Here is a 15396-nt window from a genome sequence, read left to right on the forward strand (position 1 = left end):
TGTGGCGTGTCGTGGTTATCGTCCAACTGATAACCACGACACGCCACAAGTCAACTAGCCCGAAGGCCGGGCCGTCCCAAGGCCGCTGATCTTCGAGGGCAGTGTCAGTGAGAGTCTGTGCGGATCTTGTCGAGGAACGCCTTCCATTCGCTCGGGGTGAACTCCAGGGTCGGACCAGCCCCGTGCAGCTTGGTGTCGCGGACGCCGATGGTGCCGTCCGAGGCTCGCCCTGCTTCGATGCATCCGCCGTTCGGTTCGCTGTGGCGTGACTTGCGCCAGCTGTGGAAGTCCTTGGTCATGTCTACGATCCTCGCCGGTCGGTGAGCTGGTCGGCTACCCGTTCGAGGAAGGTGATGCTGTCCTTGCCAGAGAGGGCGGCCTTGCGTAGGCGGTCGTACATCTTGCTGTACCGGCTCACCTCGGTTCGCTGGGTCAGGACGAGGTCGGTCGTGACGGTGTCCAGCACCGCCAGCGGGGAGTCGCCTCGTTGGGGGAAGGTGTAGAGGTAGAACGACGACTTGGGCAGGAAGCCCCCGGGGACACGCGTGTCGTGCGTGAGTACACGGACATTGACTCGGTCGTATCCCGAGACGACGTTGACCATGTGGCGGAGCTGAGTCGCCATGGCCTCTGTCGGCACGTCCAGTCGATGGATGACGTACTCGTCCACGATCGCCTCGTAGGACGGGCCCTCCGGGCGGAGGAGTTCCTGCTGCCGCTGCATCCGCGCTTCGGCCATCCGCTCAGGCTCGTAGTCGAGTCGTCCTTGGCACCGGTCCAAGGCCACGAGTGCGGTGATGAACTCGGGGGCCTGCAAGACGGCGGGCATCGCGGTCTGGTTGTACTCGCGGACGGTCTTGGCGCTGTACTCCAGGTCGGCGTAGAGCTTCTGGCGGGGGCCCATGGACATGCCGTAGCGGTCCCACCAGCCCTTCTGGGCGGCCTCGCGGGCGAGTTGGAGGAGCCGGTCGTACCGGCTGCCGGTGATCTCCAGGATGTCGAGCATGTTCATGATCTCCGCGAGGTCCGGGCGGACCTGCGCGTTCTCCAGCCGGGTGATCTTCGTGCGGGAATGGAAGACCAGCTGGCCGAGCTGGTCGGCGGTGAGGCCGTGGGTCTCGCGGAGCTTGCGGATCTCGGCCGCCAGTTGCCGGCGGCGCACGTAGGGGCTGGGCATGGCCGTCCTCCCGTTGTCGAGATGATCACCATCTGTGCCGATCTGTGACTCTCTGCTGTCGACCACTCACCGGCAATGTAACGGTCAGCTCGGTCAAATGCTCGATGGAAGAGGCGATCGAACCCGCGTGCCGAAAATCCGCACATACGAAATTCGCACGTGCGGACTTCGGCCGGCCCTGCCGTGGGGCGTGGTGCGCCGGCGTGCGGCCGACGGTGCCTCTCCGTCCGCGGCAAGCGCGGGACGGAATGCGTGCCTTGTGGCCTGCGTTGCGAATGCCGGTTGATGACTACATTGTCGGCTGATGTGAGGTTCTGTCGCGATGCTTGCCCGCGGCGCCACGCGTGCGGCCGTGGTCGTCGATGCGCGGAGCCGGGCGGTCGCCATCCGGGGCGGAACGGTCGCTTCCCTGCGGCCCCATCCGGTCATGGCCGATGACATGCCACTCGAAATGTGCGTCATGAAAGGACATGACGGTGTGAGAGCCGCATAGTGAAGCCGCCGCGAAGCGTCATGAAAGGGGAGATGGCGCAGCGTGGCCTGGATTTCCGTGCGGAACTCGCGTAGATCTGCGGACGGGGTTCGTGGCGCGATGCCGGACGTGTCACCTGGCGGTCGCGTGCCTGGATGGAGGGGACAGCGGTGACCGAGAAACGATTGCGCATCGACCCTTCTGGCATGTGGAATGTCGCTGCATGCGGCCCGGGTCGTATTCGAGGAGCGGTCGGTTCCGGTGGCGGTTCCCGCCGGCCGGGCACCGCGAGCGGTGAGGGCGGCGGTGATGAGTGACGAGGACGTTCCCGAAACCGTGCTCAATCATCTCGACTTCTACCGTGGCACGGCGGGCAAGTGCAAGCGCTACGCCCGGCGGGTCGATGTCACGGTAATCCTTCTGTCGAGTTCCATTCCCGTCGTCGCCATCTTCGCGATACCGCAGTACGTCCTCGGCATACTCGGAGCGGTGGTGGCGGCAATCGGAACCCTCGGGCGTGAGTTCAAGTGGAAGGAGAACTGGATCAGGGAGAACGCGGTCGTCATGGCGATCCAGCAGGAACTGGTGTGGTTCCGGCACGGCGTCACCCCGTACGATTCCGGCGAGGACGGCGGTCGGCGGCGATCGACCCTCGCCGTTCGGGTCGAAGAGATCGTTCAGGACGATGCCGCACGCTGGGCGGGCCGACTGGGGGAGCGGATCAACAAGCCCGGCTGAGCGCGGCGCCCGAAGCACCCTTTCACGGCTCCTCCGCATTTTAACGGCCTTCTCATGCGCCCGCTCCGGCTCGGCCGGTCCTACTTCATGGCATCGTCGGCGCGTCATCGCCTGACGCACCAACCGCGCTGCCGAGGTTGGTCCTGGCCCGTGGGAACGTGAATGTCACGCAAGCCGGACGGGTGGCGGACCTCGTGCTACTTTGCTTTTCAGCCGCTATCGGCATCCCATGTGAGAACTCACGTGATCGCCTCGGTGAGACGGAGGGAGATCAGCTTGGAATCGGCATGGCAGGTCGGCCAACTGATCATGGGACGCTACCGGGTGGCGGCCCCGTCGGACCGTGGCGGAAGCGGCGATACCTGGCTGGTCGACGATCTCCTGCTCCACCGCACTCTCATGATTCGCCGATTGGAGAGCTCGGTGTCGGACCGCGCCGCCGGGGGCCTCCGGCGCGTGGCTTCGCTCGCAAGGCTCAGCCGGCCATCCTTGATCACCATTCATGACGTCATACTCGGACCCGATGATTCCGTATGGTTGGTCATGGATCGGCCGGATGGGATCACGCTGCGAGAACGTCTGGACAGGAACGGCACGCTGACTCACGCGGAGGCGATCGGAACGGCCGAAAGCCTGCTGGAGGCCCTCGACTCTCTCCACCGCTTCGAGCTCCTTCACGGGGATGTCCGCCCCGAGAACGTCGTGCAGGCTCCTGAAGGCAGGGCGCTGCTCACTCTCGATGCTGCGACCGTCGTCCGCGACCGCCATGTGCCCGGGCCGGGCGACGTGCCCACTGCGTATGCGGCGCCAGAAGCCGTGCGGCAACGCGTCCTTGGTCCGGAGAGCGATCTCTACTCCCTCGGAGTGGTCCTTTACGAAGCCCTCGCAGGTGCTCCGCCCTTCCGCGGGCAAAGCCCCCGTGCGATGCGGGACGCGATCCTGTATCAAGAGCCGCCGCCGCTGCACGAGTCCCCTGAACTCGCAGTGCTGATCGAACGGCTGCTTGACAAGGATCCCCTCCAAAGGCCTTCCGCACGAGAGGCGCTGCGCCTGCTGCACAGGTTGGCGTCAGAAGGCGAGTTCTCCTACCCGTCGCCCATGCACCCGTCCTATGGTTTGGAGTGGTCACCGGCAGCCCCCGCTCCTCGACCTATGGCGTTGCTCGCGCCGCGATACTCGATGTGGCGATTCCTGAGCCGGGTGCGGGCATTTCTGCGTCGCTCGAGAAGCAGATATAATTCCTACGGTCCCACCCCCTTGTCGTCGTCTCATTCCATGAGGCTTCCGCTGTTCGGCGCCGCCGCCGCCGTTCTCATGGCATGCCTTTTCGTCGCCGGTGTCCTGAACGTGAAATCCGTTCCGCACCTCGACGCGGCCGCCGCGTTGCCCTGGGGGGTCTTCTGGGGCGGGCTCGGCCTCGCCGCATGGCAGATAGCGATCGCCGTTCGCCGTGAACGGTCCGGTGGCGGCGTCGCCGGAGCGGCCCTGCGCCTCCTCTTCGCGCCCCTGCGGCCCCCGGCGCGCTGGGACAGCGCCGAGCGCGAGGAACGCCGGAGCCGGGTCGAAACCGCGATCGATGACGAGTTGCGCCTGATCGACGCCAGGATGGCGCGGGCCTGGGTCCCGCCTCGCGACGACGACCACGGGGGGCACCTGTGAGCGAGCCGAACCCGCAAGCCCAGGGCTCGACACCGCCTCCCGAGACGGCGGCCCCGCCGACCGCTCCGACGGCCGCACTTCCCCCTTTCCCCGGTGCGGACGAAGCCGAGAAGTGGCTGCGGCTGGACCCCGGCCACCTGGCATGGCGGCGGGAACTGGTGGAGCGCGAACTCCGGCGGCAGCGGCGCGACGAATGGATCGAGTTCGGCTTCCGCCTGCTCAACTATCTGCTCGTCGTCGCCGGCCTGATCGCCTACGTATGGCTGGGCAAGTACGCGATCGACCACCACGCCTCTTCCAAAGCGGTACCGCTGGTCAGTGGCGGAGGCGCCGGTCTCGTCGGCGCCGTCCTGGCGGTGCGCAACCGCCGCAGCACCTGACCCGGCGAGCGGCCTGATCGTCCGCAGAACTGCCGCTGAGGCGAATGGTGCTCCTGGGGTCGGCCGCGCGCCTTTCCCGCGGCGGGATGCGGTCACGGCTCGTGACAATCCGTAGATCCCGTGGATTATGAAAGGAGGAGTGCTCGGGAGGCCACATGGTCGAGTCCGCCGCGAACCGTTCCCTATCGGCGGACACCGTCGGGCCGCCCCCGGGTTTCCCCGGAAAAGTGGCCGAGGCCGTCTCCGCCTTCGGCGTGGCGGTCCGGGAACCCCTCGCAGCCGGAATCGGGGGAGAGGAATACCAGATCCAGGATCCGGTGGCGCGCCTCGTCCGTGCCGCCGGAGACGCTCTCGGGCTGCGGGTGACCATCCACAAGGAGGTCTCCCTTCCCGATCTGTCCGTGCGCCCCGACTTCGCCGTCGACCTGTCCGGGGGGCGGGTCGGGCACATCGAGGTCAAGGCGCCGTCCAAGAGCCCCGATCCGAAAGACTGGCCGGCCCGTTCGCACGACCGCATCCAATGGCAGAAATTGAGCCTGCTCCCTAACGTTCTATTGTGCACGGGGCAGTGCTTCGCGCTTTACCGGAACGGTGTCCGCGTCGGCAGGGTCGCCGAGCTGGACGGTGCCCTCGACCGGGCAGGGCGCTCGCTGCGCCCCGCCGACGACGAACTCGCCCGCATCCTGCACGAATTCCTGACCTGGGCTCCCGACCCGCCCCGCGGCCTGCGCGACCTGGTCCGGACGACCGCCCGCCTCTGCCGCTACCTCCGCGAAGAGGTCATGGAGGTACTGGAACACGAACGGCTCACTCGGGGCGACAGACCGTTCACCACGCTGGCGGAGGAATGGCGCAGCATCCTCTTCCCACGCATGACCGAGCCGGCCGATTTCGCCGACTCCTACGCCCAGACGATCACCTTCGCGCTGCTGCTGGCCCGCGCCGTCGGCGTCTCCTTCGACGGGCGCGACCTCCCGACCATCGGGCGGCAGCTCGGCAAGCAGCACGCTCTCATCGGCAAGGCCCTCGGCGTCCTGTCCGACCCGGAAGCCGCCGACAACCTCTTCGTCACCGAAACCCTCAAGAGGGTCATCGGCGCGGTCGACTGGGACGGCATCGGTGCCGCTGACATCAACGCCCACGCGCTGCTGTACGAAACCTTCCTGACGGAATACGACCCGAAACTCCGGCGCCTCAGCGGGTCGTACTACACGCCGGACGGCCTCGCCGCCGCGATGGTGCGATTCACCGACCTCATCTTGAAAGGGAAGCTGAACCGTCCGGAAGGATACGCGGCTGACGACGTCATCGTGGTCGACCCGGCGATGGGCACGGGAACGTTCCTCGTCGAAATCGTCCGGAGTGTGGTGCAGACCGTCCGAGACGACGGGGCCGAGCAGAGCCTGCGCCACCTCTTCCAGAACCGGCTGATCGGCTTCGAGCGCCAGGTCACCCCGTACGCCGTCGCGGAGCTGCGGCTCCACGACCTTCTCCGCGAGTACGGGACGGACGTCCCGCCGCAGGAGATGCGCTTCTTCGCCGACACCTTCGACGACCCGGACCTGCAGGAGTTCGCCTTCGGGCGGATGTACGCCGAGCTGCTGAAGCAGCGCACCGGAGCCAACCGGGTGAAACGGCATCTCCCAGTGATGGCGATCATCGGGAACCCGCCCTACCTCGACCGGGCGCACACGCGCGACCCCGCACCCTGGATCGAGGACAGACGGGATCCGGGCAAGCCGGACGATGTCGTCCACCGCCCCTCGCTGGACGAGTTCCGTCAGCGCAGCAGGCTCGACTACAAGCTGGCCGCGACCTGGGTCTTCTACTGGCGGTGGGCGATCTGGAAGGCGTTCGAGGCACACCCGGACGAGCCCGCCGGCCTGGTCGCGTTCATCACCCCGTCCTCCTACCTGTCCGGCGCCGCCTTCGCGGGCATGCGCAAGCACCTCCGCGAGGTGGCCGACGAAGGCTGGATCATCGATCTCACACCAGAGGGTCATCAGCCGCCCGTGCCGACCCGGCTGTTCCCGAAGGTCCAGCAGCCCCTCGCGATCGCCGTCTTCATCAGGAAGGACGAGGCCGACCCCCGACGTCCGGCCGAGGTGCGCCATCGAAGGCTCACCGGCCTCCAGGAGCAGAAGCTCGCGGCCCTCGCGGCCCTGGCCCCGGACTCCGACGGGTGGACGCTGTGCCCGGACGGGTGGACGGCCGAGTTCCGTCCCCCCTCGCAAGCGCAATGGCACACCGCCCCGCTCCTCGCCGACCTGCTGCCCTGGCACGCTCCCGGCACCAAGGCGAAGCGGACATGGGTCATCGCCCCATCGACGGACGTGCTCCAAGAACGCTGGACCCGGCTGACCAACGCCCGCCCGGGAGAGCGCGACGACCTGATGAAGAGGACCAGAGATCGTGATCCGGACACCAGACCGGGGCCGATCCCGGGGCAGCCGCACCCGGCCTCAGCACTAAGAGACGAGCCGGCGCAGCGTCCGAACGTGGTCCCGTTCGCCTACCGCAGTTTCGACCGGCAGTACCTCATCCTCGATCCGAGAGTGGTCGACTTCCCCAGCCCGGACCTGTGGCGGGTCGTCGGCGAAGAGCAGGTCTACGCCAGCGAGCAGCACACCAACGTCCTGCGGGAAGGCGTCGCGCTGACCTTCGCGCCGTTCGTGCCGGACATGGATCACTTCCAAGGACATCACGGCGGCCGGGTGCTTCCGCTCTATCGGGACGCCCAGCGGACGCCGAATGTGGCGCCGGGCCTGTCGCGGTACCTTTCCGGTCTCTTCGATAAGGCGGTCGCCGACGAGGACGTTTTCGCCTACATCGCCGCAGTGGCCGCGCACTCCGGCTACACGCGACGCTTCCGCGAGAACCTCGTCAACCCTGGTCTGCGGATCCCGCTCACCGGCGACGCCGCGCTCTGGTCCCGCGCCGTCGAACTCGGCCGGACGGTCGTCTGGCTGCACACCTACGGCACCCGCTTCGCCGACGAGAGCAAGGGACGTCCGCGCCGGGCCCCGCGCCTCCCGGACGCGGAAAGCCCCCGCATCCGGCCCGACATCCCCGCCTCCGCGGAGCGGATGCCGGACAGCGTCGGATACGACGAGGAAACCGAGACGCTCCTCATCGGTGACGAAGGGCGGGTCGGCCCGGTCCCTCCCGAGGTATGGGCCTACAACGTCGGCGGCATGCGCGTCGTGGCCAAGTGGGTCGGGTACCGGCTGCGGCGCCCGCGGCGCCGCAAGGCCGCCTCGCCCCTCGACCTGATCAACGCGAGGGAGTGGGACTACCGGTTCAACAACGACCTCCGCGACCTGCTGCACGTCCTCGGCCTGCTCGTCCGCCTCGAACCCGAACAGGACGCCCTTCTCGGTGAGATCTGCGCGGGCCCGCTGGTCACGGTGGACGATCTGAAGGCCGTCCCGGTGCTTCCCGTCCCCAAGTCCCACCGCGTCCCCATCAAGCCGTCCGGCGAAGGCGGCCAGATGGCGATGTGACCGCCGGAGGCCGTACTCGAAGTACGGCCGCGGCGCCGTCCGCTACCAGCACCACGGCCGTACCCGATTCAGCCGTCCGGACAGAGATCCCGGACCCTGGAGATCACGTCGCTGAGCCAGGCCGGCGGGTCCGTCGAAGCCTCGACCGCGGCCTGCCGGTACGTGGCCTCGTCCTTGCCGTCGAAGCCGCGTCCTTCCCCGACGAGGCTCCGCCGCGCGTCCTCCCAGTCCTGCCACTCACTCCGCAGGTACCTCTCCAGATCCTCGGCCACGACGGCATAGTCGTCGTACACCTTGGTCTCGGGGAAGTCTTCCGGAACGCCCCCGAGGTAGCCGAGCAGCATGCGGTTCTTCGCCCGCGTCGCTTCCAACTCGCTCTGCTTGCAGTGCGCGTCCCCGTCGAAGACGGCGTAACAGGGCACACCGAGTTCGGTGAGGACGGCATGCGCAAGGGCGATGTTGTCCTTGCCGCCCACATTGGCCACCACGATCCCGTGCCTGTTGAGCGGATCCAGTCGAATGCCGCAGCCTTCGAGGACGCCCTTGTCGGTGGTGCCCTCCACAAGGATCACCGCGTGGCCGAAGAGCGCCTCCGGGAGGTTCGCCAGGCACATGCTCGTCAGCCGCTTGCCCACCTTGACGCGATCGATCACGCCGCCGAGCCGGGTCGCCACGTCGTCGACCGTGGTCGAACGCATGTCGACGGACGGGGCACGCCCGGCGAACGCCCGGGTCATCCGCCGGACCTCGCCGAAGCTTCCCGCTTCGAGGAAGTACGGACTATGGGTCCCGTACGCGATCTGCAGCCCGTGCCCGGTGCCGCCGGCGAGCCTGCGGAGCACCGCGGCGAAGGCACGGGCCTGGACCGGATGCTGGAACAGCTCCGGCTCTTCGATGGCGAGGAAGATCGTGCGATCGTTCTCGGTGACCTCGCTCTGAGCCAGCACCCGCAACGCGGTGACCAGCAGCGCCCGCTGGAACCCGTGCCCCTGCTGATCGATACGCGTGCGCGCCGACCCGTCCTGGATGGAGACCTGGAACTGGGCCTGCGGCAGCCGCAGCTCCGGCACGAGCGAGGTGACCTGCACGCTCCGGCCCAGGGTGAGCTGCTCGATCTCCTGGGTCAGCCGATCCGACAGTGCTTCGAGCTGGTCCCCGAAGTGCTTGCTCTGGATGCTCTCGCGATTGGCGTTGACGAAGATCTGAAGAGCCGCGATCTCCTCCTCCGCCTCGCTCCGGTCGACGGCCTGGTCGAGGATGCGCCCGATGATGGAGCCCTTCGCGTCCCGGCCCTCCTCACCTGCACGCAAGTCGGCGCTGACGAAGACGTAGTCGAACAGTCCGGTCATCTTGGCCTGCCCCGCGAACCCGAAGAAGTGGGTGTCGGTCGGCGACTCGGTAACGTCGAGGCGGTCCCGGTGCTGCCCTTCCCACGCGAGCATGGCCTCCAGTGCCGCCTTCGCGCTCGAGACCCCCGGCAGGCCGAGCTCCGGGTGCGAATCGCGCAGATCCTTGTACCCGGTGAGCTGCGCCCTGGCTCCCTTGATCCGGCGGATCTCCTCGAAGGGCGGATAGGCGAGCGCGTGACCGGACAGCTTGGCGACGCCGTTCTCCCAGCGGCGCCGGAGCAGCACCGTCAGGGCGTCGTCGGCCGCGTACTTGCCGAGCGCGTCACGATCGACGTCGGTCAGGTCGCAGAACTCGACCTCCACGCTGATCTGCTTGCGCTCGGCCCCCGCCCAGACGTCCTCCTCGGTCAGCGTCTGCGCCGTCCCGTTGAAGAACCAGTCCAGCGCCCGCAGGACGGCCGACTTGCCCACGCCGTTCGGCCCGATGAACGTCGTGATGTCGTCGAAGCGGATGTCCACGTCCCGCAGGCACCGGTAGTTCTCGATCCTCACCCGTTTGATTCGCACTCACGAACCTCACCAATAACACGCGCCTCGGTGCAACCGAATTCGGCGACATGGCCGGAGTGTGCCGGAACCAGGAGGCTGAGCAACTGGAGGGGTTCCCGCGTTTCCCCGGTTGACCGACAAGTAACAACGGCGAGCCGGAAATATCCAACTTGATGGTGATCTAGTGCCACAGACTCGAGGGCTCGCGATGCGCGCATGTGCGAAAAACGAATGTGCGGAATCCGCGTGTCCGGAGCACGGTGGTGCTGATAACCCCGTCCCGGGGTGATCGGCGCGGATTCTTCGTGCCTGATCGGCCTTTCTCTGTGACGATCGATGTGTCGTTGAAGGCGTCCTTCAACGATCCGCGACCTTTCATACCTCTCACGATCGAGGAGTCCCGATGTCCCCGGCGATGCTGCTGGCAGCAGAGTCCGCGCCGCTGTGCTGGCGGCGCACCTTCCCCGGCGGTCCCGAGCAGGCCCGCGCCGTCCGCCGCTTCGTCGGCTGCCTGCTGGCCGGCTGCCCCTACCTCGACGACGTCCTGCTCGCCGCCGACGAGCTCGTCGCCAACGCCGTCCGGCACACCAAGTCCGGCCAGGACGGCGGCGCCTTCACCGTCGAGGTGGCCCGGCACGCGGGCCGCGTCGCGGTGTCGGTGGCCGACCAGGGCGGACCGGGCGAACCCGCCGCCGTGCACGCCGCCGAACTCGCCGAAGGCGGGCGCGGGCTGCGCACCATCTCGCTCACCGCCGCGAGCTGGGGATGGCACGGCAACGACACCGGGCGCACCGTCACCGCCGTCTTCGCCGGGGAGTGGGCGGCGTGAGGCCGGCCGCCTGGACGCACCACCAGGTGCACCAGCGGGTGCACGCCGCGATGACCGCCGCGATGCGCGCCGACGCGCACGCCATCGAGGGCGTGCTCGGCCAGGACGACCGGCTCGACCCCTACAGCCGCCGGTTCGCCGTGGACGCGCGGCGGCTCGTCCTCGCCTGCACGGCCGCCCTCACCTGCGTCATGGCGGCGCACCGGCCCGGCGACGATCCGCACGGCCGCGAGATCTGCCGCGGCTGCGGCACCCCCGACTGCCGGACGCTGCACGGCGTGTCCGACGTCCTCGCCGCGTACGCCGTGCGGCCCGCCGCCGTCGACCGCGCCGAAGCCTGGCGCCGCGCCGAGCTGCACTTCGCCGCCGGCTCCGGCCCCGTCCCCCTGGTCGTCGAGGAGTTCCCGGACGGGTTCGCCGTCCGCCGCGCCCTCGACATCGGCGACGACCCGAGCCCGCTGCTGGTGGTCGACCGGGAGACCGGCGCGCTCAGCCGCTGGCCTCTCGTGCCCTTCGACGTGCTCGTCCGCGAGTACAAGCGCTACCGCGAAGGGCGGTGAGGACGCTGCCGCCCGGGTCGTGGCCCATCGGGTTCCCTCGCCGGACCGCCGCCCGCGACCGAGAGTGGGCCGATAGTGGCAAATACATGGTTCGGATGCGGGCATTCTGCCAATCTGACCGGGTGACGAGCCGGACCGAACTCACAGCGGAAATGCTCTTCGCCGCGATGCGGCTGCTGGCGGGCGCCCCGGCGGCCGAGGCCGCGAGCGGCGCCCGTTTCCGGGAGTTGCACGAGCGGCTCTTCGAGACGATTCCCGACCTGGAGCCGCGATGGCGGGAGATCGCGGGGGACTCCTGGAAGGACGACTCCTACACCGATCTGCAGTTCGCCAGCATCGGGCTGGTGAAGGCGGGCTGGGTGCACAAGGCGCGGCGGCGTTGGTTCGTGACCGGGCTGGGGCGACACGCCGTGGATGCGCTTCCGGACAAGGGGTCCTTCTACGCGGAGTTGAGCCGCGTGTACAGGTACTGGGAAGAGTACAGAAACCATTTCCAGGACGCCGCGGCCATGGTCGAGGCCCTTCCCGAAGGCAGGTGGGCGTCCGTTGCGGAGGTGGCGTCCGAAGCCCGGGTCGACAAGACCGCCCTCATCGGATTCCTGCTGGGCGGCCGGCCCGACGGATGGCACCGGCTGCTCTCCGACGAGGGCGCCCCGCCCCGCGAAGCCCATCTCACCGAGCAGGAGCGCGAGGAATGGCTCGAACTGCTCTCCGACGACGGCGTCCTGGCGTTCGACGGCAGGGCCGACGGCCTGCGCCGGACGCCCGCCCGCGAGATCGTCGTCATCCCCCCGGTCGTCGATCCGACGGCGCGGCGGGCGTGGCTGGTGCGCGCGTCCAACGTCTCCCGCGGCGACCTGATCACCGGAGTCTGGCTGCCCGACCGGGTCTGCTCGCTCCCCGCCTCCAGGCTGCGCGCCCTTCCGTCCGGCGCGCCCGTCGAGCAGGTGCGGGACGCGGTACGGGAGGACTACTCCGGCACGGGCGCGCAGGAGCGTGAACGGCTCACCGGGGAATACCACGCCTTCCTGTCGCGCATGCGGGAGAACGACGTGGTCGTCACGAACGAGGGCAGCGCCGTCTACCTCGGAGTCATCACCGGGGAACCGTCCTTCGTCGACAGCACCGACCACCGAGCGGACCTCCAGCGGCCCGTCGAATGGCGCAACGGCGAACGGCCGCTCGACTACGACGAACTGCCCGCCGATTTCGCGGCACTCGTGAGCAACCCCGACGCCGACCTCATCGAACTCACCACGCTCCTCCCCGACCTGGAGAAACTGCTCGGCGATCCGGGGCCGGTCATCGACGTCGAAGTGCGTCTGCCGGACGTCCCCGAAGAGCTGGCCGAAAGGCTCCTCGTCGGGCGGGACTGGCTGCAGGAATGCGTCGAACTGCTCCGCGAGCGGCCGCAGCTCATCTTCTACGGGCCGCCCGGCACCGGGAAGACGTACCTGGCGCGGCATCTCGCCCGGCACCTCGCGTCCGGACGGCCGGAGAACGTCCAGCTCGTCCAGTTCCATCCCGCCTACTCCTACGAGGACTTCTTCGAGGGCTACCGGCCGAGGAAGACCGAGGACGGGACCGTCGCGCTCGATCTGGTGCGCGGCCCGTTCCGCCGCCTCGTCAGCGCCGCGCTCGCCCACCCGGGACGGCCCTACGTGCTGATCATCGACGAGATCAACCGGGGCAACCTGGCGAAGATCTTCGGTGAGCTGTACTTCCTGCTGGAGTACCGCGACCAGCCGATCAACCTGCTCTACGCCCCGGAGGACGACAAGGGCTTCACCTTGCCGGAGAACGTGTTCATCATCGGCACGATGAACACCGCCGACCGGTCCATCGCGCTCGTCGACGCGGCGATGCGGCGGCGGTTCTGGTTCATGCAACTCCACCCGGATGCGCCGCCCACCGACGGCATGCTCGCCCGATGGTTGCAGAACGAGGGACTTCCGGACGAGCCGGCCCGGCTGCTCGCCGAACTCAACAGCCGCATCGACGACCGCGACTTCCGGATCGGTCCGTCCTACCTCATGCGCAACGGCGTCGACGACGGCGTCACGCTCGCGAGGATCTGGCGGACGCAGATCATCCCGCTGCTGGAAGAGCACCATTACGGCGACGGCATCGACGTCGAGGCGCGGTACGGGCTGGAGGCGCTGCGGAGCCGGCTGCGGTGAGCCTCGTCCGGCTCCGCGAGAACGGCCCCTGGACCGAGCACGAACTCACCGGCGAGCAGGCCGCGGCACTGGCCGCGTCGGAGATCGTCCGGATCGCGCCGGGGCCGCGATCCGGCCTCTGGCGGCTGCGCGACAACGGGCTCGTCGGCGCGGCGCGGGTCGGCCCCGCCGCGGACCCGGTCGAGGTGAGGGTACGGCCGAAGACGCCCATCGACCGCCTGTTCTTCCTGATCACCTACACGCGCAAGCCCAGGGGGTGGCGAGAGGAGGTGGTCGAGGCCGGCGAACGGCCGGAACTGCTGCCCGCGCTCGCCCACGCCTTCGCGCGCGCCGCCGAACGGACCCTGAGGCAGGGCGTGCTGCTCGGCTACCGCGAGAGGGAGGACGCGCTGCCGGTCGTGCGCGGCCGCATCCGCCTGATCGACCAGCTCCAGCGCCGGCACGGGTTCCCGGTGCCGGTCGAGGTCAGCTACGACGACTACACCGTCGACATCCCCGAGAACCGACTGCTCCTCGCCGCGACCCACCGCCTCCTGCGGCTGCCGGACGTCCCGCCGAGCACGCGCAAGCTGCTGCGGCACCTGCTCCTCAGGCTCGACGGTGTGACGCGACTCGTACCCGGGCGGCCCCTCCCGGAGTGGAGGCGGAGCAGGCTCAACAGCCGCTACGACACCGCGCTCGGCTTGGCGGAACTCGTGCTGCGCGGCGCGTCGTACGAGCTGGACGACGGCACCGAGGTCCGTGTGGACGGGCTCATGCTGGAGATGTGGCGCGTCTTCGAGGACTTCCTGTGCGTCGCCCTCGCCGAAGCGCTGCGCCCCTACGGCGGCAGGACGCGGCTCCAGGACCGCCGCCACCACCTGGACCACGCCCGCCGGGTGAAACTCCGTCCCGACCTGGTCTACGACACCGCCGACGGCAGCCCGGCCGCCGTGGTGGACGCGAAGTACAAGGTCGAGCCCGAACCGGGGAAGCATGAGAGCGACCTGTACCAGATGCTCGCGTACTGCACCGTCATGGGGCTGAGCCGCGGTCATCTCGTGTACGCGGCGGGCATGGGCGAACCGCAGGCGCATGTCGTCGTCGGCGCGAACGGGCTCCGCATCGTGGAGACCGCCCTCGACCTGACCCTCCCTCCCACCGACCTCCTCGCCCAGGTCGCGCAGCTCGCCGAGAGCATCCACCGGCCGCCCTCCCCGCCGTCCGGCGCTACGGTGGCCGGGTGAGCGAGAGCTATCTGCTGATCCTCGGAGACCGGGACGCGATCGCCTGGGTGCTGGAGGAGCAGCGCATGGCGTTCCCGGCGACCGCGAGGGCGGAGGTCGACCGGCTCGCCGAGGGCGACGAGCTGCTGATCTACGCGACGCGCGGCGCGTTCGGCAACCCGACACGGGACCGGGGGCGCGTGATCGGCCGCGCCGTCGCCACCTCCGGCGTGGCCGTCCTCGACGAGCCCGTCGTCTTCGGTGAGCGGGCGTTCCCGCGCGGCTGCGATCTGCGGGTGGAGTCGCTCGCGCCGTGGGGCGGCGGGCCGGAACTGCGTCCGCTGGTCGACAGGCTCGAAGCGTTCCCGGACGCGCGCAGCTGGAGCGTCCGGCTCCGCCGTCCGCTGCTGCGCCTGCCGGCGCCGGACGCCGAGCTGCTGAAGGCCGCGCTCGACCCGTTCGCGGGTCCCCGGGCGCGGAACGTCAATGGCTATCGCGAGCGGGCGACCACCCGGACGTGACGCTTACGGGCTAGGTTTTCCGGGCTTTATTTGATATCCACCAGATCTTCATTTATGTGACATCCATGGGACTGGAGAGGTGTGAGGGGTTGGTGGTGTCAGTCGCCTGCGACAAGGTGTTTCGGCGTTTCAATGGCGAAATGTGACGAAAGTTAGTTGATCAGCTCGGGGCTTGAAAGAATGGCGTGGTGGGTAGGTTCTAGGGGACTCGATTCGGTACGTCTCCCCGGAGTTCAGATGCGCCTTTCTCGTCCCTGTACGGCCGTTTTCGGTG

The 15396-nt window shown here is 68.7% G+C and carries 12 protein-coding genes; 9 read left to right on the top strand and 3 right to left on the bottom strand.

Annotation, left to right across the window (positions count from 1 at the left end; all coding sequences use genetic code 11):
- Nucleotides 1-104 precede the first annotated feature (104 nt).
- Together F8568_RS16465 and F8568_RS16470 are read right to left on the bottom strand one after the other, a co-directional pair.
- Nucleotides 105-299, bottom strand: coding sequence for a DUF397 domain-containing protein (locus F8568_RS16465; RefSeq protein WP_151594420.1), 195 nt, complete (start codon nucleotides 297-299; stop codon nucleotides 105-107).
- 2 nt (nucleotides 300-301) lie between these two features.
- Nucleotides 302-1177, bottom strand: a complete 876-nt coding sequence (locus F8568_RS16470) for a helix-turn-helix domain-containing protein (RefSeq protein WP_151594421.1) — start codon at nucleotides 1175-1177, stop codon at nucleotides 302-304.
- A 685-nt stretch (nucleotides 1178-1862) separates the two neighbouring features.
- Between F8568_RS16470 and F8568_RS16475 the strand changes: the two genes are divergently transcribed.
- The 4 genes from F8568_RS16475 (at nucleotide 1863) to F8568_RS16490 (ending at nucleotide 7929) form a co-directional block, all read left to right on the top strand.
- Nucleotides 1863-2387: a DUF4231 domain-containing protein gene (locus tag F8568_RS16475; protein WP_151594422.1), complete on the top strand. Its 525-nt coding sequence runs from the start codon at nucleotides 1863-1865 to the stop codon at nucleotides 2385-2387.
- Nucleotides 2388-2663: 276 nt separating this feature from the next.
- The gene (locus F8568_RS16480; protein ID WP_160573642.1) at nucleotides 2664-4046 is read left to right on the top strand and encodes a serine/threonine-protein kinase; all 1383 of its coding nucleotides are present in this window, start codon (nucleotides 2664-2666) and stop codon (nucleotides 4044-4046) included.
- On the top strand, nucleotides 4043-4426 hold the full coding sequence (locus F8568_RS16485) for a hypothetical protein (RefSeq protein ID WP_151594424.1): 384 nt from the start codon (nucleotides 4043-4045) through the stop codon (nucleotides 4424-4426). Before F8568_RS16480 ends, F8568_RS16485 begins: the two co-directional genes overlap by 4 nt.
- A gap of 155 nt (nucleotides 4427-4581) precedes the next feature.
- Nucleotides 4582-7929, top strand: a complete 3348-nt coding sequence (locus F8568_RS16490; protein ID WP_151594425.1) for a type ISP restriction/modification enzyme — start codon at nucleotides 4582-4584, stop codon at nucleotides 7927-7929.
- Between the two features lie 68 nt (nucleotides 7930-7997).
- On the opposite strand, the gene F8568_RS16495 is transcribed toward F8568_RS16490, so the two are convergent.
- Entirely contained in the window at nucleotides 7998-9830 is a 1833-nt protein-coding gene (locus F8568_RS16495) for an ATP-dependent nuclease (RefSeq protein WP_160573643.1), read from the bottom strand.
- Nucleotides 9831-10230: 400 nt separating this feature from the next.
- Here F8568_RS16495 and F8568_RS16500 point away from each other — a divergent pair, with 400 nt between their 5' ends.
- The 5 genes from F8568_RS16500 (at nucleotide 10231) to F8568_RS16520 (ending at nucleotide 15122) form a co-directional block, all read left to right on the top strand.
- Complete coding sequence (locus F8568_RS16500) at nucleotides 10231-10656, top strand: ATP-binding protein (RefSeq protein WP_151594427.1); 426 nt, start codon at nucleotides 10231-10233, stop codon at nucleotides 10654-10656.
- A complete protein-coding gene (locus F8568_RS16505; protein ID WP_151594428.1) occupies nucleotides 10653-11216 on the top strand; it encodes a hypothetical protein in 564 nt (187 codons plus the stop codon). Before F8568_RS16500 ends, F8568_RS16505 begins: the two co-directional genes overlap by 4 nt.
- A 122-nt stretch (nucleotides 11217-11338) precedes the next feature.
- Nucleotides 11339-13396 carry an AAA family ATPase gene (locus F8568_RS50405; protein WP_151594429.1) on the top strand — a complete coding sequence of 686 codons (2058 nt, stop codon included), beginning with the start codon at nucleotides 11339-11341 and terminating at the stop codon, nucleotides 13394-13396.
- Nucleotides 13393-14622, top strand: coding sequence for an McrC family protein (locus F8568_RS16515; RefSeq protein WP_202125014.1), 1230 nt, complete (start codon nucleotides 13393-13395; stop codon nucleotides 14620-14622). Before F8568_RS50405 ends, F8568_RS16515 begins: the two co-directional genes overlap by 4 nt.
- Complete coding sequence (locus tag F8568_RS16520; protein WP_151594431.1) at nucleotides 14619-15122, top strand: hypothetical protein; 504 nt, start codon at nucleotides 14619-14621, stop codon at nucleotides 15120-15122. Before F8568_RS16515 ends, F8568_RS16520 begins: the two co-directional genes overlap by 4 nt.
- Nucleotides 15123-15396 lie beyond the last annotated feature (274 nt).

Origin of the sequence: Actinomadura physcomitrii, from assembly GCF_008923205.2 — a bacterium.
Classification (GTDB): Bacteria; Actinomycetota; Actinomycetes; order Streptosporangiales; family Streptosporangiaceae; genus Spirillospora; species Spirillospora physcomitrii.

What these genes read in the sequence shown, in the direction of transcription:
- F8568_RS16475 (WP_151594422.1), top strand. Translation starts at nt 1,863, where the DNA reads ATGTCGCTGCATGCGGCCCGGGTCGTATTCGAGGAGCGGTCGGTTCCG.
- F8568_RS16490 (WP_151594425.1), top strand. Translation starts at nt 4,582, where the DNA reads ATGGTCGAGTCCGCCGCGAACCGTTCCCTATCGGCGGACACCGTCGGG.
- F8568_RS16465 (WP_151594420.1), bottom strand. Translation starts at nt 299, where the DNA reads ATGACCAAGGACTTCCACAGCTGGCGCAAGTCACGCCACAGCGAACCG.
- F8568_RS16470 (WP_151594421.1), bottom strand. Translation starts at nt 1,177, where the DNA reads ATGCCCAGCCCCTACGTGCGCCGCCGGCAACTGGCGGCCGAGATCCGC.
- F8568_RS16500 (WP_151594427.1), top strand. Translation starts at nt 10,231, where the DNA reads ATGTCCCCGGCGATGCTGCTGGCAGCAGAGTCCGCGCCGCTGTGCTGG.